Genomic DNA, 25,797 nt, shown 5'->3' with positions numbered 1-25,797 from the left:
ACGGGCCATGCGCACCCACCCCCTCGCCACCGTCCGCAACCTGGGCGTCCTCGCCCATGTCGACGCCGGCAAGACCACCGTCACCGAGCGGATCCTGTTCGCCACCGGCACCACGCACAAGCGCGGCGAGGTGCACGACGGGACCACCGTCACCGACTTCGACCCGCAGGAACGCGACCGGGGCATCACCATCTTCGCCGCCGCCGTCAGCTGCGCCTGGGACGGTCACCGGATCAACCTCATCGACACCCCGGGCCACGTCGACTTCGCCGACGAGGTGGAACGCTCCCTGCGCGTCCTCGACGGCGCGGTCGCCGTGTTCGACGCGGTCGCCGGTGTGGAGCCGCAGAGCGAGTCGGTGTGGCGGCAGGCGGACCGGCACGGTGTGCCGCGGATCGCGTTCGTCAACAAGATGGACCGGGCCGGCGCCGACCTGGACACCGCCGTCGCCTCCATCCGGGAGCGGCTGCACCCCGTACCCCTGGCGGTGCAGCTGCCGATCGGCGCGGAGGACACCTTCACCGGCGTCGTCGACCTGCTGCACATGCGGGCCCTGACCTGGACCGACGAGGGCGAGGCGGACGACACGGCACCGGTGCCGGACGAACTGCGCGAGGAGGCGCGCAGACGGCGCCGACTGCTGGAGGAGGCCGTCGCCGAGCTGCATCCGGGCGCGCTGGAGGAGTTCTGCGCCACCGGCGCGCTCGGCACCGGCACGCTCGCCGCGGCCCTGCGGGACCTGAGCCGCGACGGTGACGCCGTCGTCGTCCTGTGCGGCTCCGCCTACCGCAACCGCGGCATCGAGCCACTGCTGGACGCCGTACTCGCCTACCTGCCGTCCCCCCTCGACGTGCCGCCGGTACGCGGTACGCACGAGGGCGACGGCACCGAACAGCGGCGGGCCGCCGACCCGGCGGCACCGCTGGCCGCCCTCGCGTTCAAGGTGAACGCGACCGCCACCGGGCGGCTGACCTACCTGCGGGTGTACTCGGGAACGATCGAGAAGGGGGACACGGTGTGGGACGCCACCGCGCGCCGCTCCGAGCGCATCGGGCGCATCCTGCGCGTACGGGCCGACCGGCACGACCGGCTGGAGAGGGCCGTCGCCGGGGACATCGTCGCCGTGGCCGGGCTCAGGTCCGCCCGCGCCGGCTCCACCCTGTGCGCACCGGACGCCCCGCTGGTCCTGGAACCCCCGGGGGTCGCCGAGCCGGTCGTCTCCGTGGCGGTCGAGGCGGTGAAGGGCACGGACACCGGGCGTCTGGCGCCGGCACTCGCGCGGCTCGCCGAGGAGGACCCCTCGCTGGTCGTGCGCACCGATCCGGAGACCGGTCAGACGGTGCTCTCCGGCATGGGCGAGCTGCACCTGGAGGTGGCGGTGGAGAAGATCCGGCGTGAGCAGGGACTGGGCGTCAACGTCGGCCCTCCCCGGGTCGGTTACCGGGAGACCGTCGGCCGCGGGGTGTCCGGGTTCGTGTTCCGGCACGTCAAACAGGACGGCGGGGCCGGCCAGTTCGCCCACGTCGTGCTGGACGTCGAGCCGCTGGAGGCGCCCGGCGCCGGCTTCGAGTTCCGTTCGGCGGTCGTCGGCGGGCGCGTGCCGCAGGAGTACGTCCGTGCGGTCGAGGCCGGCTGCCGGGACGCCCTGGCCGAGGGGCCGTTGGGCGGTCACCCGGTGACCGGGCTGCGGGTCGTGCTCACCGACGGGGCGACCCATGTGAAGGACTCCTCGGACACCGCGTTCCGCACCGCCGGCCGGTTCGGACTGCAAGGCGCCCTGCGGGCCTGCGCGATGGTCCTGCTGGAACCGGTCGTCGAGGTCACGGTCACCGTGCCCGAGGACGCGGTGGGCGGGGTGCTGGGCGATCTGGCCGCGCGGCGCGGCCGGGTGACCGGATCGGTCACCCGGGCCGGCGCGACGGTCGTCACCGCCACCGTGCCGCTGGCCGAACTGTTCGGCTACGCCACGCGGTTGCGCAGCCGCACCCAGGGCCGCGGCACCTTCACCACCCGGCCCACCGGCCACGCACCGGTCCCCGCGCCCGTGCGGTGACGTGCTGAACGGCGGCCCCTCCGGCAACCGGGGCCTGGAGGGGCCCCCGCCGCCGTACGGACACGCCCCGACCGCCGGCGTCGGTCAGAGGCGTGCCCCCGGCGCCGGGACCAGGGGTACGACACCACCGGCACCACCGTGGACGCCGCGGCGGCGCCGCCCGGGGCCGGCGCCCGCGGAAGCGACCCGCCGGCCGGCCGTCTCGCCCGGTCCCTGCCGGCGGCCTTCTCCCGGTCAGCGTGAGGAGGGCCGCGTACGCCACACCCGGAAGTCGCTGATCCGGAAGTGGCTCCAGGTGGTCCGGAAGGCGAAGTGCCCGGCCGTGTACGGCTCAGGGTCCCGGTGGTCGAAGACGAGACGGCCGTTGTTCCACCAGCGGACGGTGGAGCCTTCGGAGACGATCCGGACGTGGTTCGGCTCGTTGGGGACGAGCAGCGGCTCGGTGTAGTCGTGGACCAGCGGGCGCACGCCCGCCTCGCCGACGTACCGGCGCAGCCGGGTCGTGGTGTTGGTGTTGGCGCCGTAGCCGACGTAGTACGTCCGCAGGTGGTCGTACTCGGCCAGGGCGCCGCCGCGGTGGGTGGCGAAGAGGTCGTGCGGGGAGCGGACGTCGGTGGCGTTCCAGAAGTTGTTGAGGTCCGAGACGCGGTCGTTGGCACCGCCCTCGGCGACCGGCGTGGCGGTGTACTCCAGGACGTACGGCCCCTCCAGACGCTGCCGGAACCAGACGGTCGCGCCGCTCGGCACGTCGATCTCCAGGACGCCGCGGGAGGCGGTGACGCTGCCGCCGTCCTCGAGTTCGACGGCCCACCGGCGCAGTCCGTGGCGGAAGTCGTCACGGGCGAGGAGGCGTCCGCGGCCGCGGTGGACGGGGGACGCCTGCGCGGCGCCGGCCGGGGCGACGGCGGCCAGGGCGGCCCCGGCCGCGAGGGCGGCGAAGGTCCTGCGCGTGGTGGTCACGGAAGACGGCTCCCTTCGGGGGTCGTGAGGGCGGGCCTCGGGACACGGCGGGTCTCCGTGCCGAGGTAGTAGTCGGTGTAGGTGGACTGGAGGTAGCCGCGCACGGTCCAGCCGAGGCGGTGGGCCGGGTTCTGCGCGAGGGTGTAGAGGCGGGTCGAGGTCGGCTCGGTGGTGGTGTACAGGCGCAGGGCCGTGTGGTCGGCCGTCTCGGCGAGGATCTCCTCGCGCCAGTCGCCGATCAGGTCCCCGTAGAACGGGGTCGCGTTGCGGGCGCCGGAGACGACGCCGGAGGGGGCGAAGAGCGTGGTGCCGGTCCCGGTCGCCGGGTCCCACTTCTCGACGTGTGTGAGGTCGAGGAGTTCGGCGGCCTTGTCGCCGTCCCACCAGATGCGGAAGTTGACGCTCGGGGTGGTCGTGGCGACCTTGCCGTCACGGACGTTGAAGACGCCCGCGCCGGGACGGGTGACGTCGGCGGCGGAGGTCCAGTACTCGTAGCCGGGGTGCCCCGGATCGATGTCGGCGGCGTTGCCGCGGCCGACGTCCAGGTCGGCGTCGCTCACCGGGTTCGCCGGGTGGGCGCCGGTCGCCAGGCGCTCGCCGGTGGCGGCGTCGTAGTAGTACCAGGGGAAGTTCGACACGACGCCCAGTTCGGACTGCTGGACGGCGAAGCCCTCCAGGCCGGGCCGGGCGGGGTCGAGGTCGGCGATGTCGAAGCGGTCGCCGTGCCCGGCGCCGTCGACGACGTAGCGCAGGGTGCCGTCGTCGTCGACGACGTAGTTGCCGTCGGCGATCTCGTCCCGGCCGTCCCCGTCGAGGTCGACGGTGCGGATCTGGTGGAAGCTGCTCGCGCCGCTGTCGGCGGGCACCGCGTACTTCCAGCGGCGGGTGAGGTCGGTGCCGTCGAAGTCCCAGGTCTGGAACAGGACGCGGAACGCGCCGCGCCTGGCACCGACCCGGGTGACCAGCTTGGTGACCAGGCTGGGGTGTTCGCCGTCGAGGTACGCGATGCCGAAGTGGCCGCCGGAGGGGCCGTCGGCGGTGAGGTCGTCGGGCACCGGCTGCCGGGTGCGTTCGGCGCCGGTCGCCCCGTCGACGACGGAGACGAACTGGTCGGCGGGCGAGGCCGCGTCGACCCGGGAGCCGTCGGCGAAGGTGGTGCCGTCGGCGGTGTGCAGCAGCACCTCGGCGCGGCCGTCGCCGTCGAGGTCGTACACGGTGACGTTGTCGTCGTTGCGGTACCCGCCGATGGCCGTCGAACCGCTGATGGCGGCGGGCGCCGGGTCGTTGGCGCCGTTGCCGGGCGCCTGGGCGAGCGAGCCCGGCCCGAGGTCGACACGCCACAGCCGTTTCCCGGTGAGCGTGTACGCCTCCAGCAGGTCGGTGCCGGAGCGGTCGGCGGACAGCCGGCTGACGACCAGTTCGTACCGTCCGTCGCCGTCGAGGTCGCCCGGCCAGGCGTGCTGGACGGTGTAGCCGTCGGCGGCGGCGAGCGGGATCTCGGCGTGGCCGGCGGCGAGTTCGAGCGCGGCACGGCCCGCCCGGCGCTCCCGGCCGTCGACGACGGCCCGGACGGTGTAGGCGCCCCCGCCCCGGGTGTCGTCCTGGTAGGTCGTCGAGCGGGTGATCGGCGCGTGGTTCAGCCTGCGCCCGTTCTTGTACACGTTGAAGGCGATGTCGTCGCCCTCACGCGCGTACTCGGTGCCGAGCAGGCGCCAGCTGAGGAAGGTCCCCCTGCCGGAGGGGACGGCGACCAGGCCCCGGTCGAGGTTCTCCACCACCCGGCGGGGGGCCGCGGGGGCGGCGTCGGCGGTGGGTGCGGCGAGCAGGCCCGCCAGCAGGGCGGCCGCGACGGTCGCGCCGGTTCTTCGGTGGTGCGTCGGGTGCACGGTCGGTGCTCCTTCGTCAGGGCGGAGGTCCGCTCCGGAGGGGAGGGGAGGGGAGGGGAGGGAGGGATGGGCGGCGCGGGCCCGCCGTGAAGACCGCCCGTGTTCACCCTGCCTCACCCCCGCCGCTTCGGGCCGTTCTGCCACAGGAACGAAATGAAACGATCACAAGTCAACGGAAGGGGCGCTCGGTTGTCGTTCGGGCGAGGCCGCTCCGGCAGTACGGCACCCGTGGACCGCGCTCGGCGCGTGAACAGCCCGTGACAGTGCCCCCGCCGGCCCGCCCCCGGGTTCCCGCACGTCCTCCCCGGCTCTAACCTGACGCGATGCGCACGGTGACGGGGCTCAAGGAGGTGGCGGAGCGGGCCGGGGTGTCCATGCGGACCGTCTCCAACGTGGTCCGGGGCACCGGGCGCTTCTCGGAGACGACGCGGGAGCGGGTGCTGCGCGCGGTGGAGGAGCTGGGCTACCGGCCCAACACGGCCGCCCGGCGCCTGCGCACCGGCCGCAGCGGGGTGCTGCTGCTGGCCGTGCCCGAACTGACCATGCCGTACTGGGCCGAACTGACCGGGCACCTGCTGCGGGAGGCGGCGGCCCACGGCTGCACGTTGCTCGTGGAGGTGACCGGCGGCCGCCCGGAGGCGGAGCTGGAGATCGCGCTCGGCCGCACGGACCCGCTCGTCGACGGGGTCATCCTCAGTCCGCTCGCGCTCGACGACCGGGCCGCCGCCCGCGCCCCGGACCCCGCGCCGCTGGTGCTGCTCGGCGAACGCGTCCACGACCTGCCCTGCCCCCACGTCACCGTCGACAACACCGGCGCGGCCCGGGAGGCGACCGCCCACCTGCTGGCCCGGGGCCGGCGCCGGATCGCGGTGGTCGGGCGGCAGACCGCGCCGCACGCGGCGACCTCCGCCACCCGGCTGACCGGCCACCGCCGGGCCCTCGAGGCGATGGGCCTCGCCTACGACGAGACGCTCGCCCCGCCCGTCGCCGCCTACCACCGGGCCGACGGCGCCGCCGCCGCGCACGCGCTGCTCGACCTGCCCGAGCCGCCCGACGCGGTGTTCTGCTTCGCCGACACGCTCGCGGAGGGCGTGCTGCACGCGGCACGCGAGCGCGGCCTCTCGGTCCCCGGCGACCTCGATGTCGTCGGCTTCGACGACATCGAGGCGGCCCGCTACACGGCACCGCCGCTGACCACCGTGGCCCCGGACAAGCGGGAGCTGGCCCGGCTCGCGGTGACCGCCCTGCTGGAGGGCGTCGACGGAGCCCGGGCGACCCGGCCGCGGGTGCTGCGGGCGGCGCACCGGCTGGTGGTGCGGGAGAGCGGCTGACACCCCCCGCCCCGTGGTGGCCGCCGCGGCCTATCCCCGTACCGCCCCCGTCGTCAGGCCCGCCACGAAGTGGCGCTGCGACAGGACGTAGACGACGACCACGGGGGCCGAGGCGATGACGACGCCCGCGAACAGCAGGGGGTACTGGGTGAGGAACTCCCCCTGGAAGTCGAGCAGCGCCAGCGGCAGGGTGCGGTGCTCCTGGGAGCGGATGAACAGCAGGGGGTAGAGCAGGTCGTTCCAGTCCATCACGAACAGGAAGATGCCGGTGGTGGCCAGGGCGGGGCGGGTCAGCGGCAGGGCGATCGAGCGGAAGGCCCGCAACGGCGAGGCGCCGTCCAGTTCTGCGGCCTCGTACAGCTCCTCGGGGACGGTGCGCAGGAAGCCCCCCAGGACGAACACGGCCGTCGGCAGGGTCGTCACCGTGTCGACGAGGACCAGGCCGAGCAGGCTGTCGGTCAGGCCCAGGCGGTCGAAGAGGACGTACTGCGGGACGATCGCCGCCTGCGCCGGGACCGCGAGCCCGGCGACCAGGACGCCGAAGACGGCCCAGCCCACCCGGCCGGGCACCCGGGCGCAGAAGAACGCGGCCAGGCTCGCCACCACCAGGGTCAGCGTCACCGCGCCCGCCGTGACGACGGCGCTGTTGGCGAACGCGGTGCCGAGACCGCCCTCCGCCACCGCCCGCCGGTAGTTGTCGAGGGTCGGCGACGACGGCGGGGCCAGCGGCGCGTCGAACAGCTGCGGCAGCGTCTTGAAGGTGCCGAACACCACCACCAGCAGCGGCAGGACGACGACGGCGGCGCCCGCCGACAGCGCGACCGGACGGAGGGTCCTGGCGGTCCTGGTCATCGGGTGGCCCTTCCGATCGCCCGCCGCTGCACCCAGGTGAGCAGCGCGATGAGCGCCATGAACACCAGCGACTGGGCGGCGGCGTAGCCGAACTCGTTGTTGGAGAACGTCGTGTAGACGCGGGTGGACAGGATGTCGAGGGCGGGGCCCGGCGGATTGCCCGCCAGGCCGAGGACGAGGTCGAACGCCTTGAACGACTGGACGGTGGTGTACGCGACGACGATGCCGGTGGCCGGGGCGACGAGCGGCCAGGTCACGTACCGGAACCGGGCGAGGCGTCCGGCGCCGTCCAGCTCGGCCGCCTCGTACAACTCCCTCGGTATCGCCTGGAGTCCGGCGATGAAGACCACCATCATCTGCCCGGCGTGGAACCACACCTGGGTCAGCGCCAGCCAGAACACCGCCGTGTCCGGGTCGCCCAGGTAGACCGACTGCAGGGAGTCCAGCCCGACCGCGCGCAGCGCGGAGTTGAGCAGGCCGCCGTCGGGGTCGTAGACGAACCGCCACACGAAGGCGACCGAGACCGACGACAGGACGGTCGGCAGGAAGAAGACGGCCCGCAGCAGCGTCGACGCCCGCGTGGTGCGCACCAGCCAGAGGGCCAGCAGCAGGGCCAGGGCGGTCTGGGCGAGGACGACGGTCAGGGTCAGCTTCAGGTTGTTCCCGGCGGCGTTCGCGAACGTGTCGTCCCCGGTGGCGAGTTCGGTGAAGTTGCGCAGACCGACGTGGTCGTAGGCGGCGCTGTAGCCGTCCCAGTCGGTCAGCGCGTACTGCACCGCCTGGACGACCGGATAGGCGAAGAGGAACAGGTAGAGGGCGAGGGCGGGCACCGGGAAGAGCCACAGTGCCCGCGCCGTGCGCCGCCTACGACCGCTTCTGGTCGATGACACGCTGGGCCTCCTCGGCCGCCTGCTCCGGCTTCTTGCCCCCGACGACCGCCACGGTCGCGTTCTCGACGGCCGTGCGGATGTCGAGGTCGAGGAACTGGAAGCGCGGGGCGAGCAGCGTCTTCCTGGTCAGCCAGGGGGCGACCGCCTTGAGGTCGGCGTTGGTGTACTCCACGCCCTTGACGGTGACGTGCTGCCCGGTGCCGTTGGCGTAGGCGCCGGCGTTCTCCGGGTCGCTGAGGAACTCCAGGAAGGCGTAGGCGGCGGGCTGCACCTTCGAGGCGCTGTTCACGCCGAGGACGAAGGTGGTGTTGAAGACGCCCTCGTACTTCGCCTTCTCGGCGGTGGTGGTGATGGGGGCGAGCAGGTCGAAGGGGAACGTCGCGCCGAGCGCGCGCACGCCCGCCATCTGGAAGGAGCCGGTGGCCAGCAGGCCCGCCCGGCCCGCGGCGAAGAGCCGGGTGACGGCGTCGGTGGAGGAACCGGTGGCGCGCTCCTGGAGGTAGGGCCGCAGGGCGGCGTACTGCTCCAGCGTGGTGAGGAACCAGTCGTCGGTGACCTTGGCGTCGCCGGACTCGATCCGGCTGAAGGCGTCGTCGCCCGGCGCGTTGTTCATCACCATCACGTTCAGCAGCTGGCCCGCGTTGGCGGAGTCGCCGCCCGGCCAGGCGAGCGGGGTGTAGCCCTTGCCCTTCAGATCGTCCAGGAGCTGGAGGAAGCCGTCCCAGTCCTTGGGCGCGCTGCCGTGACCGGCCTTGTCGAGGGCGTCGGTGTTGGCGAGCGGCATGTTGAAGACGAGCTGGTAGGGCAGGCCGTACTGGGTGCCGTCCTGGGCGCCGGGGCCTATCAGGCTCTTCCGGTACCTGCCCACGACGCCGGTGCCGGTCAGCGGCGCGTACACCCCCGCCCTGACGATCTGCTCGAACTGCGCGCCCCGGAAGGCGGTGAACACGTCACCGGTCTTCGAGCCCCGGATGCGGCGCAGGGCGGTGGACTGGTAGTCGGCGGACGGGGCGATGTCCTGCTCGACGCCCGCGTCGGGGTGCTTCCTCACGAACGCCTCGACGAGGCCGGCGAGCACCGCCTTGTCCTCGGCGCGCCAGTGGGCGAAGGAGACGGTGCCCCGCACCGCCCCGGAGGTGGCGAGGCCGGAGGGGGAGGCGCCGCTCGCGGTGGAGGCGGAGCCGCCGCCGGGTCCGGCGCAGGCGGCGAGGCCCAGGCCGAGGCCCGCGGCGCCGAACAGGCGGAGGGCGGACCTTCTGTCTAGGGAACCGGTCATGGGGGAGTCCTTGTCTCGGGGAGGGGGTGTCGACGTGCGTCAGACGAGGGAGGGTTCAGGGATCAGCAGGGGCCGGACGCACTCGCCGAACCTGATCGCCTCCTCCAGGTGCGGCTGTCCGGAGAGGACGAAGTGCTCGACGCCGAGGGCCGCGTACTCCTCGATCCGCTCGGCGACCTGCTCGTGGCTGCCGACGAGCGCGGTGCCCGCGCCGGGGCGGACCAGGCCGAAGCCGGCCCACAGGTTGGGGTGGATCTCCAGCCGGTCGGTGCGTCCGCCGCTCAGCGCGGCCATCGCACGCTGCCCCGCCGACTCCGAGCGGCCGAAGCGCTCGTGGGCGGCCCGGATCGCGGCCGGGTCCAGGGCGTCCAGGATGCGGTCGGCCTCGGCCCACGCCTCGGCCGCGGTGTCCCGGCTGATGACGTGCAGCCGGATGCCGTAGGACAGTTCGCGGCCTTCCGCGGCGGCGAGGTCCCGCACCCGGGCGATCTTCCGCGCGACGGCCGCCGGGGGCTCGCCCCAGGTGAGGTAGGTGTCGGCGTACCGGGCGGCGACCGGCAGGGCGGCCTCGGAGGAGCCGCCGAAGAAGACCGGGGGCCGGACCAGCGGCGGCCGGCGCAGACGCCCGCCCGCGACCCGGTAGTGGGCGCCCTCGAAGTCGTACTCCCCTCCGCTCCAGGCGGTGTGCAGCAGGTGGAGGAACTCGCCGGTGCGGGCGTAGCGCTCGTCGTGGGCGAGGAAGTCTCCGTAGGAGCGCTGCTCGTCGGCGTCGGAGCCGGTGACGACGTTGAGCAACAGGCGTCCGCCGGACAGCCGTTGGTAGGTGGCGGTCATCTGGGCGGCGAGCGGGGGAGCGATGACGCCGGGGCGGAGGGCGACCAGGAATCTGAGCCGGCCGGTCTGCGGGATCAGGGCGGCCGTGGTCAGCCAGGAGTCCTCGCAGTCGCTGCCGGTCGGGGTCAGCACCGCCTCGAACCCGGCGGACTCGGCGGCGCGGGCGACCTGGGCGAGGTAGTCGAGGGTGGGCGGGCGGGTGGTGGCGCGGGACTGGAGGGAGTCGCGGGCGGTCACGCCCACCACGTCGCGGTCGTCGCCGGTGGTGGGCAGGAACCAGTGCAGGCGCACGGTCATGGGGTCTCCAGAGGAGTTCCGGAATACCGGGAGGCGGAGCGGAGGGGGGAGCGCAGAAGGCTCCGGCGGTCACGTACGGCCGGCGGCCGCGGCGCAGGTGCAACGTTGAACCACACCGGCCGTACCGGGAGCGCGTGAAACCGGGGGAACGGGGGAGAGGGGCCCCTGAAGGGCGTGCGGGATCAGCTACAGAGCGCTGCGGCGACCCTGAGCAGGTCGACGTGCGCGCGCTTGACGAGCTCGACGCCGGATTCCATGGGCCGGGACTATACACACCGCGAGTGACGGGTGAGACTCCGGTTCCACGGACTGGACAACAGGACGGGTCCGGGCGGACGTTGCCCCGTGACGGGAGTGCGTCCCCGTGTTGCGGGCGTGTTGCCGACGGGCGTTCCTCCCCGCCCGGTCCGAGGGTCGCGACCGGTGCGGGCCGGTCCACGACGGTGCCGGCGGGGACTGCTCCGGGGCTCTCCCGCGACGCCCGCGACCCCGACGGCGAGGCCGGTGCCCGGACGGTCCGGACCCGGCCTCCCCGGCGGCCGCGTCCACGCTCGCGCCCCGGCCCGGCCGGTTCGGTGTCGCGGCCCCGGCACGGCCGTACGCGTGCGGCCTCAGCGCCGTTCGTATCCCCGCAGGAAGGCGTGCACCCCGGATGCGATCAGTTCGTCCCGCTCCTCGTCCGGCATGGGCAGGCCCCCCTGATAGGTGCGGTCACTGATCTCGCCGGCGGTCAGCTGCAGGAAGTGACTCGCGGCCCGCTCCGGGTCCGGGGCGTCGAGCAGTCCGTCCTCGGCCAGCTCGCGGAAGCGGTCCGCCACCCCCTTGAGGGCGCGGTCGGGGCCGGCGGCACGCCAGGCGTCCAGGAACTCCCGCGGGATGTGGCCGACTTCGGCACGCAGTTGCCGTACGACGGCGAAGTGGTCGTGGTGCCGGTGCATCGGCGACATCCAGGCGTGCGCGAAGCCGATGAGGTCGGCCTCCAGGTCGGTGACCTTGTGGAGCCGCCGGTCGATGGCGTCGAGATGGGACCGTACGACCTCCTCCGAACCCTCCACCACGACGACGCGGAAGAGCTGTGCCTTCCCCTCCGGGAAGTGGTTGTAGATCGTGCGGGTGGAGACCCCGGCCTCCTTGGCGATGGAGTCCATGCCCGCGCGGGTGTAGCCGTCGCGCCCGAAGACGCGGCGCGCTCCCCGCACGATCGCCTGCCGCTTCTCCGCCAGCCCTTGTCTCACGCGTCCTGCCCCTTCCTGTCACCGGTCACGGTATCCGGGCCGGGAAAAGTACAACGCTCGTTGCATTCATTGCTATGAGCGTTGTACTTTCTCAGTGTGACCAACTCATCTGCTCACTCTGCGAGTTCGAACCCCTCCCCCCTGACCGATGCCCCGCTGCGCGTCGCCGTTCTGATCGGCTCGACCCGCGAGGGCCGCTTCGCCCCCGTCGTCGCCGACTGGTTCCTGCGGTTCGCCGCCCAGCACGACGACCTCGAACTGGACCCCGTCGACCTGGCCGAGCACCCCCTGCCCGACGTCGTCTCCCCCCAGGCCCACCCGGAGGCCGCCGAGGTCACGGAGCGGCTGGCGGCGGCCGACGCCTTCGTCGTGATCACCCCCGAGTACAACCACAGCTTCCCCGCGCCCCTGAAGAACGCCATCGACCTGCACTCCACCCAGTGGCAGGCCAAGCCGGTCGGCTTCGTGTCCTACGGAGGCCTGGCCGGCGGTCTGCGCGCGGTCGAGCACCTGCGGCTGGTCTTCGCCGAACTGCACGCCGTCACCGTGCGGGACACGGTGAGCTTCCACAACGCGTGGGAGAACTTCGCCGAGGACGGCTCGCTGCTGCGGCCCGACATACCCGAAGGGGCCGGCAAGGCGATGCTGGACCAGCTGGGCTGGTGGGGGCGGACGCTGCGGGCCGGGCGCGACCGTGCCCCGTACGGGCAGCGGTGAGCACCGCCCTCCCGGCACGGACCGGGGGGAGCGGGGGGCCGTCCCTGCCCGCCGTTCCCCGGCACGTCCTGGCCCTCGCGGGCGTCGTGGTGCTCGGTTCGTTCATGACGGTGCTCGACATGACCATCGTCAACGTCGCCCTGGACCGCCTGTCGCGTGCCTTCGACGCGCCCCTGTCCGTCATCCAGTGGACGGTGACCGGCTACTCGCTGGCGCTGGCGACCGTCATCCCGGTCACCGCGTGGGCGGTGGGCCGGTACGGGGCCAAGCGGGTCTTCCTCGGCGCCGTCGCGCTCTTCACCCTCGGCTCGGGGCTCACCGGCCTCGCCTGGAACCCGGGCTCACTGATCGCGTTCCGCGTGGTGCAGGGGCTCGGCGGCGGCATGATCGTGCCCGTCGCGATGACGGTCGTCCTGCGCGCCGCCCCGCCGGAACGCAAGGGCACGATGATGGGCGTCCTCGGCATCCCGGTCCTCGTCGGCCCGATGGCGGGCCCGGTCCTCGGCGGCGTCCTCACCGACGCGCTGTCCTGGCGCTGGATCTTCTTCGTCAACGTTCCGGTCGGCGCCCTCGCCCTGCTGCTCGGCGCCCGGGTCATCCGCGACGACGACGAGCGGACCGGCCGCCCGCTGGACCTGACCGGACTGCTGACCCTCTCCCCGGGCCTGGCCGCGCTGCTGTACGGACTGACGCTGGGCGGCGAGCGCGGCGGCTTCGCCACCCCGGGGGTGGCCGTCCCGGTCGCCGCCGGTACGGCGCTGGTGGCCGCCTTCGCCGTGCGGGCGCTGCGGGCGGACCACCCCCTGCTCGACCTGCGGCTGCTGCGGAGGGCGTCGGTCGGCCGTGCGGTGGCGACCATGGTGCCGTTCTCGGCCGCGTACTTCGGCTCGATGATGCTCGTACCGCTGTACTGGCAGCAGGGGCGGGGCCTGTCCGCCACCCAGGCCGGACTGCTGATGATCCCCCAGTTCCTGTGCAGCGGCACGGTGATGCAGATCTCCAGCCGGATCTCGGACCGTGTGGCGCCGCGTGCGATCGTCGTGCCCGGCGTTCTGGTCGCCGTCGCGGGCTTCCTCGCCTTCGCCGTCCAGGCCGGCTCCGACGCCCCTCACTGGCGCCTGGTCGTCTCCCTCGCGGTCATGGGCACCGGGGTCGGCATGACGAACATGCCCGTCATGGCCTCCGCCACGCGCGGCCTGACGGGCGCCGAGGTAGCCGCCGGCAGCACGGCGCTGAACATCGTCTCCCAGACGGCCGCGTCCACCGGCACGGCGCTGGCGGCTTCGCTGCTGACGGCGACGGACGGATTCCGTACGACGCTGCTGTGCGGGGCGTGCCTGATGGCACTGACGCTGCCGATGGCGGCACGGCTGCCGAAGCACCGGCCGTGAACGCGGACGCCGGCCGGACTCCGGGACCGGCAAGGGAACGGCCCCTCGTCGCGTGCGACGAGGGGCCGTTCGTACGGTGCGGGTTGCCGGATCAGGCGTGACGGTGGGAGTGGCGGTTGCCGGTGATCACCCGGTAGAGGGCGAGGAGGATGACGGAGCCGACGATGGCGGCGATCCAGGTGGACAGATCGAAGAAGCCGTCGATGGAGTCGACGCCGAAGATCACCTTGCCGAGCCAGCCGCCGAGGAGACCGCCCGCGATGCCGATGAGCATGGTGATGATGACGCCGCCGGGGTCCTTGCCCGGCATCAGGGCCTTGGCGATGAAGCCCGCGAGCAGGCCGATGAGAATCCAAGCGATGATGCCCATGATGGTCTCCTACCTCGTCGTATAAAGTTTCTGTTAGCGCACCGTCTTTACCGTCGGGCCACTTCCAAACACCTCGTGCCGTCATTTGTCGGACCGGTTTCCGCGTTGCCGTGTCCTTCACCGTCCGATGGGAGAGCCACCGGACAGCGGGCCCGGCATGACTTCTGCCCCCTGCCGACCGGATGACTCCGGGGTGTGGCACCGGGGCCGAGGGGGCGCGCAGCCGCTGACGAGAGGTCAGGCCACCGCCCGGCGGGGACACGACGCGGGGCCGTTCACGGGCGGCAGGCCCGTACGACGCGGATGCGCCGGGACTCCCGCGGCCCCGCCCTTCTCCCCGGTGCGTGGAGGACCGGTGGACCGCCTGCCGGGGCGAGGGCTCGAGCCGGCGCCGTGACCGGGGGATTCGCCGGGCCGGTGGAGCGGCACGGGACGGCCGGGCCGTTCGGTAGTGTGTTCGCCCGGGGAAGGGCGATCGGCCGCTGCCGACGGGCAACGGCGACCACAGCCGTGACGCGTTCCACGACCACGGACGCCGGCACGCCCCTCGGTCCCCGGGCCCGGGGGACGGATCACGAGAGGGACGGGGGAACACCGATGACGACCGCTCACGCTTCGTCCGGGGCGGGGGGCAGTCCGCCGCCGGAGAGCGACACGGTCATCGACGTACGGGACCTGCGGATGCGCTACCGCGACCAAGAGGTGCTGAAGGGCGTGGACTTCACGGCCCGGCGGGGCGAGGTCCTCGTGCTGCTCGGCCCGAACGGCGCGGGCAAGACGACCACGATCGAGGTCCTGGAGGGCTTCCGGATGCGATCGGCCGGTGACGTGACCGTCCTCGGCGCCGATCCGGCCCGCGGGGACGAGCGGTGGCGCGCACGCCTGGGCATCGTGCTGCAGTCCTGGCGCGACCACGGCAAGTGGCGGGTGCGGGAGCTGCTGGCCCACCTCGGCTCGTACTACGCGCCGTACTCCACCGCCCTCGTCCGGCGGCCGTGGGACACCGACGAGCTCATCGCCGCGGTGGGGCTGACCGCACAGGCGGACAAGCGGGTCGGCACCCTGTCGGGTGGCCAGCGCAGGCGTCTCGACGTGGCCGTCGGCATCGTGGGCAAGCCCGAGACGCTGTTCCTGGACGAGCCGACCGCCGGTCTGGACCCGGAGGCCAGGAACGAGTTCCACGGCCTGGTGCGCGGGCTCGCGGACGAGCGGACCACCGTTCTGCTGACCACGCACGACCTCGCCGAGGCGGAGAAGCTCGCCGACCGGATCCTCATCCTGGCCGGTGGCCGGATCGTCGCCGACGGCTCGGCCGCGGAGCTGTCCCGGCAGGTGTCGGGGGAGGCCACCGTGCGCTGGACCCGGGACGGGCGGCCCTTCGAGCGGGCGACGGCCGAACCCACCCGATTCGTCCGCCAGTTGTTCGAGGAGCACGGTGAGGCGATCGGCGGTCTCGAAGTGCGCCGGGCGAGCCTGGAGGACACCTACCTGATGATGGTGCGGGAGCTGGAGACGGGAAGCGCACCCGACGAGCGGGCCGCACGCGCTTTCGGGGAGGGACCGCGATGAGTCCGGTGTGGCACGCGGCGAGGCTGGGGGTGCGGCGCGGCCGGACGGAACTCCGGCAGACCTTCACCTCGGGCCAGGACGTGTTCGGGTACGTGCTCTGGACGGTCCTGCTCATGGTGCCGCTGGTCCTGGCCGGGGACGAGCGGCTGAAGGGCGCGGGCATCTCGGCCGGCGCGTTCATGCTGCCGAGCATGGTGGGCATGACGCTCGCGTTCACCGGGGTGATGACCACGGCGCAGCTCCTCGCGGCCGAGCGCGAGGACGGCACGCTGCTGCGGGCCAAGGCCGTGCCGCACGGAATGGTCGGCCACCTGGTCGGCAAGGTCGTCATGGTGTCGGGCACGGCCCTCGTCTCCATGGCGCTCCCCTTCGTCGTCGGCGTGTTCCTGGTGGACGGGGTGGCCCGGCAGGGCGGCGGAGCGCTGCTGACGCTGGTGTGGGTGGTGCCGCTGGGCCTCCTGGCGACCCTGCCGATGGGCGCCGTCATCGGCTCGCTCGTCGACAGCCCGCGCACCGTCGGCCTGCTGATGCTTCCGGTGATGGGGCTGATCGTGATCTCCGGGATCTACTTCCCGCTGTCGAAGCTGCCCGAGTGGCTGCAGATCGTGGGGCAGGTCTTCCCCGTGTACTGGCTCGGCCTCGGCCTGCGGGCCGCACTGCTGCCGGCCGGTGCGGTCGCCGCCGAGGTCGGCGCCTCCTGGCGGCACCTGGAGACGGCGGGCGTGCTGGGCGCCTGGGCGGCCGCCGGGCTGCTCCTCGCACCGTCCGTCCTGCGCAGGATGGCCCGCCGGGAGTCCGGGGCCACGATGGCACAACGGCACCGGAAGGCGATGCAGCGGGTCGGTTAGCATCGGTCGGCGCTGTGCCGGGGACGTCCGTCCGGCTTCGGGGCGGACCGCCGGACCGCGCACGCGGGCGCCGACGGCGCGGTGCTCCGGAGCCGTCGCCACGGAGGCCCGCGGTACCCGGCCCTGGAGCCGGCACCGCAGGTTCCGCTGCGTGGGGCGGAACGACGCAGACATGCCGAAGGGAACGCGCTCGACGCTTGTCGTCGTCCTTCCGGCCCGGAGCCTGTTCGCCTTCCCGTGGTTCGACAAGGGCTGCGACATCGCGGAGGCGTACACGGCGGTCATCGAGTACGGAGTGCCGGAGGGACTGGAGCCCCTGCCGGCTTGCTACGGCTGAGGGCTTGTCAGGTGGATCGGTGACCGTCGCCTGTTCCGGAGCGGTTAAACCAGCAGGAGCGGTGAGACCTTGACCAATTCCTCCAGCCAGGGCGCGACCGTGTAGCTGGTGATGATCTCCACCTTCACCAGCGATAGCCCGGACCGGTCCGTGTAGAGGCGTGTAAGCGAGTTCCAGCAGCCCGTCGCGACACCGCACCCGTACACGCCCACCGCGAAGGCGATCAGTACGGTCGACAGCCGAACCGAGTGTGTCGGTCATGCGACAGCGAACAACTGCAGCACGCCCCAGATGGCCGCAGTCGCCATCACCATGGCTCGATACCCCGATCATCTCTGCTCTGGCCTGACGGAGTGACCACCGTTCGTGAAAGAAAATGTCAAATTATATGGCCAATCGATTCATTTGCAAGGCGATTTGGACACTCAACCTGCTCCGATGGGTTACGGAAGGCGAAGATTGTCGGTGCGTCTAGCCGTCCGCCGGGTCGGCAGCGCGGCGCGATCAACTACTTGAATCCATTGTCTTCCTAGGTGTTCCAAAAAAATCCAAAGGTGAGTAGTCTGAAGGGGTCGCCGACAGGAGTGGATGGCGAGAGCTGTGCAGTCCTGTGCGCAGAACCGTGGCGGCGAGGGGTGGGGGCAACATGGGGAATGGACTGACCGTTTCCGGGGCGGCACGGAGGATCGTGGAGTTGGTCCACGCCTTCCCTGCCGGGATCGCGCAACGGGACCTTGCGGACGAGGTGAACCGGCAGTTCGGAAGGGTGCCGGAGCAACGCTTTGCCAAGCTGGTTGCCGAGGCGGTCGAAGGCGGACTGCTCGTTCTCTCCGAGGGGCGGCTCAGCATCGCCGTCTCATCGGAGTCACCGGCGTCCGAGCAGCGGCTGGAACGTGGGACGGGTGTCTCTCACGGGCCGTCCCGCAAGGTCTCACTACCCGAGGACCGCGTGTTGCGGGCCGTCGCCCTGGACATCGAAAGCGTCGTACGCACTACGGCGACCGCCCCTTACGTGGAGCGTCACGTCTACCAAGCCGCAGCCGTCAGATTCGGCGCGGACACGGACTGGGTGAGAAGCACCACCGGTTGGCAGCGCTACCTCAGATTCCCGGAGGACGGCGACCTGTTGCGCCCAGGCGCGGCGCGTGACGCCGTCCTGGAACAAGGGGTGTCCGCTCGCCAGGCATGGACGGAACTGCGCGACTTCGTCGCGGACGCCGACATCGTCGTCGCCTACAACGGCACCGGTCTGGACTTCCCCACGGTCACCGAAGCCGCGGGAACGGCCGGGATCGAGGACCCGCTTGCCGATGCGCGTCCCGTCGACGCCCTGTACCTCGCTCATGCGCTGTGGCCCACGGCACCGTCGCACCGCCTTCACGAGCTGGCCCGGTACACAGGTCTGTCTCGGACGGGCCTGAGAGCTCACACCGCTGACGACGATGCGTCTCTGCTGGTCCGACTGCTGGAGCAAGCAGCCGCCGTACTCGCCTCCATGGCGCCCGACGTGCGGGAACTCGTCGCCGATGTCTGCCCGGACTCGGGTGCCTGGCGACTGCTGAGGGAGCTGCACGAGGGAGAGAGGGCTGTCGAGCGGAAGCCGCTCGTCTGGGAGCAGACGCACGTGGCCCGGCTGCTGGGTACCGAGTTCTCGCAGCACATGCCCCGTCGCGCCGACGACGGTCGGCTGCCGGGCCGTGGTCCCGTCGTCGTTCCGGACGTACTGCGCGGCGATGACGGCCGAGTCGACCCGACCGCCCTGGCACGTGTGGTCCACGGGTCGCACGTCGAAGCCCGTCCCGCACAGCAGCGGATGACCAGCACGCTCCACGAATGGACCGACCAGGGAACCACAGGTCTGTTGGAGGCGCCCACCGGAACCGGCAAGAGCTACGCGGTGCTCGCCGCCGCGCTCGACTGGCTCGCCGGAGGCGATGACCGGACGGCGGTCATCGCCACGTACACCAAGCAACTGCAGAGTCAGATGGCGAAGGACCTCCACGACCTGGAGCGCGCCCTCCCCGGTGTCCTCGGCATCGCAGACCTGGTCAAGGGCCGGTCCAGCCGTCTGTCGCTCGCCGCGCTGGTCAAGGCCCTCGCCGACTCCACGCACCGGCCGAAGCGGCAGGGCGGGGGTCATGGCCGCGTCCGCCCTTCCCGACACCCGCGGTTCCGCGAACTCGTCCTCTACCTCGCACTTCGGCTGCTCGCGGTGAAGGAACCCCCGCAGACGTGGACGGCACGGTCGGTCGACCTGGTGGATGTCCCCGCCTTCTTCACCGAGTACATGGGGCGCGCTCTGTCCCACTGGCTGGAGTCCCTGTCCCAGCGCGACGGCGACTACGGTCCGGGCGCGGGCAACCCCCTCGGCGTGCACACGGACACGGTCCGGGAAGCCATCGGCGGACACCGACTCGTCCTCGCCAACCACGCACTGGTCCTCTCCCACCTGGACGATCTGCGCGAGCTCGGACCCGACGTGCTCGTCGTCGTCGACGAGGCACACGAACTGGAGAACGCCGCCACCTCCGCACTGGCCGTCACGGTCGACTACCAGGACCTCGAAACCGTGCTGTCGGAGCACCAGACGTGGGTCGCGGAGGCTCACCACAGCGCGACGAGGGACGAGGCGGTCACCGCGATCGCGGAACTGGAGCGGCTGCTCGACGACGAGCGGCTCCCCCGACTCGCCGCCCAGGCCTTCGACGCACAGGCCAAGGGTGTGGGCGTACGGATCGGAAGCCGGACCACCACCCTGGTCAGTCCTTACTCCGGTACCTCCGGGACCCGGGACACCCGGCGTCTTTCCCTTCTGCTGGAGCGCACCGCCAAGGCGCTCACCGCCTGCCGTATCACCCTGGAACGGTATGTCGCTCAGCAGGCCGCACAGATCGATCCGCTGGTGCAGGAGCGCCTCGTCGCGCTGGCGGCCCGCACCGATTCCCTCACCACCGGCCTCGGCCGCGTCACAGCCGACATCGGGTCCTTCCTCGACCCCGTCGTCATGCTGGACGGGGAACTCCCCTCACGGGTCGTCCACCTGGAGGAGCTGGCCGAACCGAAGGCGGAACTGCGCTCGTACCGCTTCCGTGTCGTCACCAGTCCCATCGATCTGCCCGCCGATCCGGAGTGGCGGCGGTACCTGGAGTCGTTCGACCGTGTCCACTACGTCTCCGCGACCCTCCGCGTCGCAGGCCGGTGGGACTTCGTCCGAGACCGTCTGGGACTGTCGGCGGAGGTGCCGGCTCTGGCCCTGCCCTCTCCGTTCGACCTGCGGAACCAGGCCGAAGTGGTGTGCTTCTCCGACTTCCCCTCCTGGGCAGAACAGGAGGAAGGAGCACTGCGTACCGTGGCTCATCAGGTGGCCGGCTATGCCGCCGAGATGACCCGGGTGCGCCCCGACGGCACCGGCTTCGACGGCGGCGGCCTGATCCTCACCACCGCCAAGTCGACCGCCGCGGGCATTGGCTCCCACCTCGTGGCGGAACTGCGCGCCCGGTCCTTGGAGACCCCGGTCGTCGAGGCGTTCACCCTCGGCAACGGTCGCGCCTACCAGACCTTCACCGACCGGCGGGACGGCGGTGGCTTCCTCGTCGGCACGAAAGGGCTGTGGCAGGGCGTCGACGTCTCCGACGCCGCGCGGATGCGTCTCGTCTGGATCAACAAGCTGCCCTTCGCCCCGTTCGCCGCCCCGGTCGTGGAGGCGCGGCGCGCCGCCGTCGCCCGACGCGCCGAGCACGCCGGTCACCCCGACCCGGAGGGCGTGGCCACCGAGCACTACTACCTGCCGCTCGCCGCACTCCAACTCCGGCAGGCCGTCGGCCGCCTCATCCGCTCCGACCGCCACCGCGGCGTCGTCGTCATCAGTGACCGCAAGCTCGCAGGCCAGAGCAGTCTGCGCCGCTCATACCGGCGCGCCTTCCTCGGGAGTCTCGACGACGGGCTCGAACGGCCCGACCCGGACACCGGCGACACCGGCGGCGGCAACGTCACCACGATGGCCGACGGATGGCGCAGGATCTGGCGGTTCATGGCCCAGCAGGGACTCCTCGACCCCACGCGTGCCGCCGAACTGTGCACCGACGACGCTCTCGAACGACACACCCTGCTGCCGCACACCCGGCGCATCCGTGAACTGGCACTCGGCCCCGAGGAGACGGAGAAGCTGCGTGAACGGGGACTCCTGGCCGAGGAGGTCGTGGCACGCTGTGCACGCGTCGGTGGTCTCCTGAGGCTCAGCGACACCTCTGTGCCCCTCAAGCCGGCCCAGACCGCCGTCATCACCGCCGCCGTCGAGGGGCGCAACGTCCTGGGCCTGCTTCCCACCGGATTCGGCAAGAGCTTCACGTTCCAGCTGCCCGCCCTCGTTCTGCCCGGCGTCACCGTGGTCGTCTCACCCCTCGTGGCGCTCATGCACGACCAGGCGCTCGAGCTCAACCGGACCATCGGCGGGGCGGTGCGTGCCCTGATCTCTCCGCTCAGGGAGTCCAGCAGCCGAGCCGGAAAGACGGAGGTGTCGGACCAGCTCCTCGGCAGGGCGGACCACGGCATCCGTTTGATCTACGTCAGTCCGGAGCGGCTGTGTCAGCGGCGGTTCCGTGAGACCGTGCGTGCGGCCGCGGCGGCGGGCCGGGTGACCCGTATCGCCGTCGACGAGGCGCACACGCTGGCGCAGTGGGAGGACTTCCGGCCGAGCATGCGACGCGTCAGCCGGTTCCTGGACGAACTGCGAAGGGAACACGGCGTGGCGGTCACTGCCGTGACCGCCACCGCCAACCGGGCCGTCCACGAGGCCCTGCGCGAGGGACTGTTCGCGCTCCCCGCGGCCGTTCCCGAAGCCGGGTCGGCAGAGGCGAACGCCGAGGCGGAACGAGCCGGCGTCACCGCCGGGCTCGTCACGGTGCGCGAGAACCCGATCCGCCCCGAGATCGCCGTCTTCCGCCGCTCCCTCGACCGGTTGGGGCAGGGCGGCGTGGCCGGACTGGTGGAGCGGGTCGTCGACGCGCTCGAAGGTCACGCCATCCTGTACTGCCTGACCGTCAAGGAGGTCAACACCCTCTACACGCACCTGCGCGAGTACGTCGGTGATGCCGGTGGGGTGCGTGTGCTGCGCTTCCACGGGCGGCTCACCGAGGCGGAGAAGTCCGCGGTGATGACGGAGTTCCGGGAAGCCCCTCGGGAAGGAGAGGACGGTTTCGCGCCCGTCGTCATCGTCGCCACCTCCGCCTTCGGCCTCGGAGTCAACCGGCCTGACGTGCGCACCGTCATGTGTGTGTCGCCCCCCACCGACCTGGCGGCGCTGTACCAGCAGATCGGACGGGTCGGACGCGACAGCGCAGGCCGGGAGGCGACCGCCGAGGGCCCCGTCAACAGTGGTCTCGCCCTCGCCACGAGCCGGGGGCTGCGCCTGGTTCGCTTCATGACGGGACAGGAACTCCCCACCGCGCTGCTGCGACGCATGGGCGGACTCGTCCTCTCCCAGCGACACGGGACGCTCGACCCTGCCCAGCTGGCCGACAGGCTCATGGCCGAGGACGCCGCGACCGGCGAGCTGAGCGAGTCCGAACTGGAGGACCGGTACGTCCAGGAGCGTTACCGGAGCGGCATCATGCGGGCCTTCAGCACGCTCGCCGACCTCGGAGCCGTCGAAGACCTCGGGGACCATCCGCCGTACTGCGCGGTCAAACCCGGCGACCTGCAACCGTCGCGCTGCGGCGGAGCCGGCGGGACGGCACGCCCCGGAAAGGATGCCGAGGATGCCGTCCTTGTACGGATCGAGCAGACCGTCGTCGACACCGCCCTGTCATGGGACACACCGCACCGTCTCGACGTACGAGCCCTCGACCGGGAACTCGCCTCCCACTGTCCCGGCTTCCGGACCGTCGCCGACGGGCCCGCGGCCACCTGGGAGCTGCTGGCGGACCTGCACGACCGAGGGCTTCTGGACGTGTCTGCGGCACCCAGCCGACGCCTGGTCACCGGCATCGCCGTGCGTCGTCACACCCTGCCCGACGGCTACCTCCCCCTGCTCGGCCGCCGAAGCCGTCGTGCCGCGGAGGAACTGGGCAGGCTGAAGCACTTCTTCGATGCCACGACGGTCTGCGCCCAGCGTGTCCTCGCCGACTACTTCACCGTCTCCGATCTCCCTGACGGGTGTTGCACGACAGCCCGTTGCCGGTGCTCCGCATGCTGGGACACCCGCCACTGGCCGGTGGACGAGCGACGTCCCGCCGTGGCCCAGGCCTTCCACAGCCCCAGCCCGCGCGAGGGCGGCCGCACCGACACCGCGCTGCGCGACCGGCGGGTCGACCTCCAGGTGCAGCGGCTCCTACAGCTCCAGCCACAGGGCATGCACCCCCGCAGGCTCTGGCACGCCCTGCGGGGCGACGAGGCTTCCTACAACCCGAACAGCCGGAAGATGATCCCCCTGCCAAGAGCCGTACGGGACAGCCGCCACTTCGGAGGTCGGGCGGACCTCCCCTTCTCCGCGGTCGGCACGAGCCTCGAGCGGCTGGCCGCCGGCGGAGCCGCCGCAGAGGGGGAGGACGGTCGTTGGCGAGCGACACACCCTGCGGGGCGCGTGAGGCAAGGAACAGCACGGAAGGAGGGCGGAGCGTGACCGCGACGGCCACAGTCCGCACGGACATCTGGCGGCCGTATGAGGACGAGCCCGTGCTCACCCCGGCCATGATTCGCGGCCACCGGGCCACACCCCCGGAGGAACTGCACCGACTCCGCCGCTACCTGGAGGCGGTCGTCGCCGACCGCCGGGGACCCGTCCACACGACGGTGGCTTTCAACGCCGCGTACTTCGGCTATGAACTCGGTGGTATAGGCCACGGCAACGGGCCTTTCGACCCGGACGCGTTCCCCGCCCTGACCTCGGGCCACCGGGCACCGGCCATACCCGTCGGAGCCCTCGTCCAGATCGAAGCGGGCTCCGTCACGTTGTACGCGGAAATCGTCTACAAGGAGGGCCGGCACCAGCGTATCGAGGAAGACGGTGACGTCCCCGCCTGGGTGTCCGGGGCGCCTGTCGGAGCGAGAGAACCGCACCTTGGAGGACAGGCGGAGCCGTCCGACGCCGTACGCCGGGAACTTCTCGTCCCCGACCTCACGGCCTTCGGCCCGGCGCTCCAGCTCGACGAAGCCAAGCTCGAACGGTTCCGCACACGCAGGAAGTGGCTCAACAGCGACGGACACGTCGTCGTGGAAGCCGTCTACCCCGACGAGCAGCGGGCCCGGCTCGACGACACGTCGGCCTTCGTGCACCACCTTCTCGCCCACCAGCGCGAATCCCTTGTGAGCCCTCTCGTCCCCGCATCTGTCGCCCACCTGGCCGACAGCAGTTCGGAGGACGACCTGCGCCTGGCTCTCGAAGGATTGCTGGACACGGTCGGACACGCCCTGCACACCGGCGACTCGCTGAGGAGCTGGGGCCCCTACGCACTGACCCGCCGGCGCATCGGGGCCGGACTGAGCGACGACGGCCCTCTGGGCGCCTCGGACATGGGCGCCCTCGCCGGCTCCCTGGAACGTGGAGTCGCTCCCGCGGGTCGCCGTAGGCGCGGGCCGACCGGCCCCCGCACCCTGTACACGGCGGTCGGACCGTGGCTGCGCGGTGTGAAAGGCGCCGAACCGCTGCTGACCGGTGTGGAGTACGCCGTCTCGGTGTGCCGGGCCAACCTCGCGGTCGCGGACTTCATCCGTCGGGACACCGACAACGGTCTGCGCTCCGGCAGCGATGTGCGGATCACTCTCGACGACCGGTTCGAGAGCGGCGGCATCTGGCGGTCCCGCCACCCGGGCGCGCAGGAAGCCGACGGCAGTGACCCTCTGCACGCGGCGGGACGGGGCTGGCGGGACCTGGTCGAGCCCTCGCCCCTCCCGGTCGGCGAGCCCTCCCGGCAGCGCGGCCCCGAGGAGGAAGAGGAGCCGCCGACCGAGGCGTGCCCTGCCGACGCCCCGCTCGCCGACGACGACACTCTCGGCCCCCCGAGCTACCTCCGGATGGACGACAGCGAAGTGTCCTGGCAGGTTCCGCTGCGTCTCGCCCACCTTCTGGAAGGGCGGCTGCCGCTCAAGGAGCAGATCCGGGAGGCACTGCGCCACCTCGGCACGGAGACCGTGCGGGTGCGTCTGGAACTCAGCCATCCGGGGGGTATGACCGACGAGTCCGAGGAAGTGCAGGACGTCGTCCTGGACCTCTCGGTGGAGACCGGCATGCTCCGGGAGGTCCAGTGGCCCATCGACTTCTTCCCGGGGCTGCGGCTCCACATCCAGTGGCCGCGCGGCGGCACCGTCTTCCGGCTCTACACGGTCGAGCTGGAGGACCCCGTCGACGTCGACGGGCGGCTCGTCATGCACCGCTACGACCCCTCCGTCCTGACCCGCGAGAACGCCCCCGGAAGCACCCGGGACGGTGACTCGTCCGCAGGACTCGACACGCGGCGCCTCGTCCTGCGTGCCGTACGGCGCTTCGGCCGGCTCACCACCGACGGCCACGCGCTCCTCGACCGGACCACCCTGCCGAAGGCCATCTACGACGTGCAGCCCGCGCCGCACCAGATCACGGCGCTGGAGGAGGCTGTCGCCGAGTGCCTCGCCGATCACCACCTCTACGAGGCCACCGGCAGCCGTGGGGCGGACGGTGAGCCCCACTATCCCGCCCGCGACGGCGAGCCACGGATCCCGCTGATCGGTTACGCACCGAACCCGGTGGTGATGCCACGGCCCGGCTCGGGCGGCGTACCCCAGCAGCCGACGGGCGTCGAGCACTTCGTGCACGGATTCCTGAGGCGGCTGCCGGCCGGCTGGGAGCCGACCGACGCACAGCGGGCCGCCTACCGGGAGCACTGTCGCCGCGTAGGGAAGGCCGACGGCTGGGAACTGCCCGGCGGCTACACCTTCGTCGGCGCGCACTCCCGCAGACGCTGACCACCTCCGGCCGT

General features: G+C 72.2%; 18 protein-coding genes. 9 read left to right on the top strand and 9 right to left on the bottom strand.

The genetic code is table 11. The features are described 5' to 3' along the window. Positions 1-7 precede the first annotated feature (7 nt). Complete coding sequence (gene fusA, locus ACFY3N_RS15005; protein ID WP_390817090.1) at positions 8-2,053, top strand: elongation factor G; 2,046 nt, start codon at positions 8-10, stop codon at positions 2,051-2,053. Between the two features lie 234 nt (positions 2,054-2,287). Here the strand turns inward: fusA and ACFY3N_RS15000 are convergent, their stop codons facing one another. Next, on the bottom strand, positions 2,288-3,013 hold the full coding sequence (locus ACFY3N_RS15000) for a DUF6250 domain-containing protein (protein WP_390817089.1): 726 nt from the start codon (positions 3,011-3,013) through the stop codon (positions 2,288-2,290). Further along, positions 3,010-4,899, bottom strand: a complete 1,890-nt coding sequence (locus ACFY3N_RS14995; RefSeq protein ID WP_390817088.1) for a hypothetical protein — start codon at positions 4,897-4,899, stop codon at positions 3,010-3,012. The genes ACFY3N_RS15000 and ACFY3N_RS14995 overlap by 4 nt, the downstream gene beginning before the upstream one ends. Before the next feature lie 323 nt (positions 4,900-5,222). Here ACFY3N_RS14995 and ACFY3N_RS14990 point away from each other — a divergent pair, with 323 nt between their 5' ends. Further along, positions 5,223-6,230 carry a LacI family DNA-binding transcriptional regulator gene (locus ACFY3N_RS14990; RefSeq protein WP_390817087.1) on the top strand — a complete coding sequence of 336 codons (1,008 nt, stop codon included), beginning with the start codon at positions 5,223-5,225 and terminating at the stop codon, positions 6,228-6,230. 30 nt (positions 6,231-6,260) lie between these two features. Here ACFY3N_RS14990 and ACFY3N_RS14985 read toward each other — a convergent pair whose 3' ends face one another. The 6 genes from ACFY3N_RS14985 to ACFY3N_RS14960 all read right to left on the bottom strand — a co-directional run bounded on the left by ACFY3N_RS14985 (position 6,261) and on the right by ACFY3N_RS14960 (position 11,614). Further along, positions 6,261-7,082, bottom strand: coding sequence for a carbohydrate ABC transporter permease (locus ACFY3N_RS14985; RefSeq protein ID WP_390817086.1), 822 nt, complete (start codon positions 7,080-7,082; stop codon positions 6,261-6,263). Next, the gene (locus ACFY3N_RS14980) at positions 7,079-7,972 is read right to left on the bottom strand and encodes a carbohydrate ABC transporter permease (RefSeq protein ID WP_390817085.1); all 894 of its coding nucleotides are present in this window, start codon (positions 7,970-7,972) and stop codon (positions 7,079-7,081) included. Before ACFY3N_RS14980 ends, ACFY3N_RS14985 begins: the two co-directional genes overlap by 4 nt. After that, positions 7,947-9,248: an ABC transporter substrate-binding protein gene (locus tag ACFY3N_RS14975; RefSeq protein ID WP_390817084.1), complete on the bottom strand. Its 1,302-nt coding sequence runs from the start codon at positions 9,246-9,248 to the stop codon at positions 7,947-7,949. Before ACFY3N_RS14975 ends, ACFY3N_RS14980 begins: the two co-directional genes overlap by 26 nt. Before the next feature lie 39 nt (positions 9,249-9,287). Further along, a complete protein-coding gene (locus ACFY3N_RS14970) occupies positions 9,288-10,379 on the bottom strand; it encodes an LLM class flavin-dependent oxidoreductase (protein ID WP_390817083.1) in 1,092 nt (363 codons plus the stop codon). A 182-nt stretch (positions 10,380-10,561) separates the two neighbouring features. After that, positions 10,562-10,636 carry a putative leader peptide gene (locus tag ACFY3N_RS14965; RefSeq protein WP_390817198.1) on the bottom strand — a complete coding sequence of 25 codons (75 nt, stop codon included), beginning with the start codon at positions 10,634-10,636 and terminating at the stop codon, positions 10,562-10,564. A gap of 354 nt (positions 10,637-10,990) precedes the next feature. Further along, positions 10,991-11,614 carry a TetR/AcrR family transcriptional regulator gene (locus tag ACFY3N_RS14960; protein WP_390817082.1) on the bottom strand — a complete coding sequence of 208 codons (624 nt, stop codon included), beginning with the start codon at positions 11,612-11,614 and terminating at the stop codon, positions 10,991-10,993. Between the two features lie 96 nt (positions 11,615-11,710). On the opposite strand from ACFY3N_RS14960, the gene ACFY3N_RS14955 reads away from it, so the two are divergent. Both ACFY3N_RS14955 and ACFY3N_RS14950 read left to right on the top strand, forming a co-directional pair. Continuing rightward, on the top strand, positions 11,711-12,331 hold the full coding sequence (locus tag ACFY3N_RS14955) for an NADPH-dependent FMN reductase (RefSeq protein ID WP_390817081.1): 621 nt from the start codon (positions 11,711-11,713) through the stop codon (positions 12,329-12,331). Then, positions 12,328-13,722 (top strand): DHA2 family efflux MFS transporter permease subunit, encoded by a 1,395-nt coding sequence (locus tag ACFY3N_RS14950; RefSeq protein ID WP_390817080.1) that lies wholly within the window; start codon positions 12,328-12,330, stop codon positions 13,720-13,722. Before ACFY3N_RS14955 ends, ACFY3N_RS14950 begins: the two co-directional genes overlap by 4 nt. A gap of 91 nt (positions 13,723-13,813) precedes the next feature. Here ACFY3N_RS14950 and ACFY3N_RS14945 read toward each other — a convergent pair whose 3' ends face one another. Beyond that, positions 13,814-14,092 (bottom strand): GlsB/YeaQ/YmgE family stress response membrane protein, encoded by a 279-nt coding sequence (locus ACFY3N_RS14945; RefSeq protein ID WP_390817079.1) that lies wholly within the window; start codon positions 14,090-14,092, stop codon positions 13,814-13,816. 597 nt (positions 14,093-14,689) lie between these two features. Here ACFY3N_RS14945 and ACFY3N_RS14940 point away from each other — a divergent pair. The 5 genes from ACFY3N_RS14940 to ACFY3N_RS14920 all read left to right on the top strand — a co-directional run bounded on the left by ACFY3N_RS14940 (position 14,690) and on the right by ACFY3N_RS14920 (position 25,783). Next, complete coding sequence (locus ACFY3N_RS14940) at positions 14,690-15,661, top strand: ABC transporter ATP-binding protein (RefSeq protein WP_390817078.1); 972 nt, start codon at positions 14,690-14,692, stop codon at positions 15,659-15,661. Beyond that, on the top strand, positions 15,658-16,509 hold the full coding sequence (locus ACFY3N_RS14935) for an ABC transporter permease (protein WP_390817077.1): 852 nt from the start codon (positions 15,658-15,660) through the stop codon (positions 16,507-16,509). The genes ACFY3N_RS14940 and ACFY3N_RS14935 overlap by 4 nt, the downstream gene beginning before the upstream one ends. A 172-nt stretch (positions 16,510-16,681) precedes the next feature. Beyond that, entirely contained in the window at positions 16,682-16,846 is a 165-nt protein-coding gene (locus ACFY3N_RS14930; protein WP_390817076.1) for a hypothetical protein, read from the top strand. 1,069 nt (positions 16,847-17,915) lie between these two features. Continuing rightward, positions 17,916-23,465 carry a DEAD/DEAH box helicase gene (locus tag ACFY3N_RS14925; protein ID WP_390817075.1) on the top strand — a complete coding sequence of 1,850 codons (5,550 nt, stop codon included), beginning with the start codon at positions 17,916-17,918 and terminating at the stop codon, positions 23,463-23,465. After that, positions 23,462-25,783, top strand: coding sequence for a hypothetical protein (locus tag ACFY3N_RS14920; protein ID WP_390817074.1), 2,322 nt, complete (start codon positions 23,462-23,464; stop codon positions 25,781-25,783). Before ACFY3N_RS14925 ends, ACFY3N_RS14920 begins: the two co-directional genes overlap by 4 nt. The last annotated feature ends 14 nt before the right edge of the window (positions 25,784-25,797 follow it).

Origin of the sequence: Streptomyces sp. NPDC000348 (genome assembly GCF_042898795.1) — a bacterium.
Classification (GTDB): domain Bacteria; phylum Actinomycetota; class Actinomycetes; order Streptomycetales; family Streptomycetaceae; genus Streptomyces.
The sequence above is the reverse complement of the archived record's forward strand: the minus strand, read 5'-3'. Positions and strand labels throughout refer to the sequence as shown.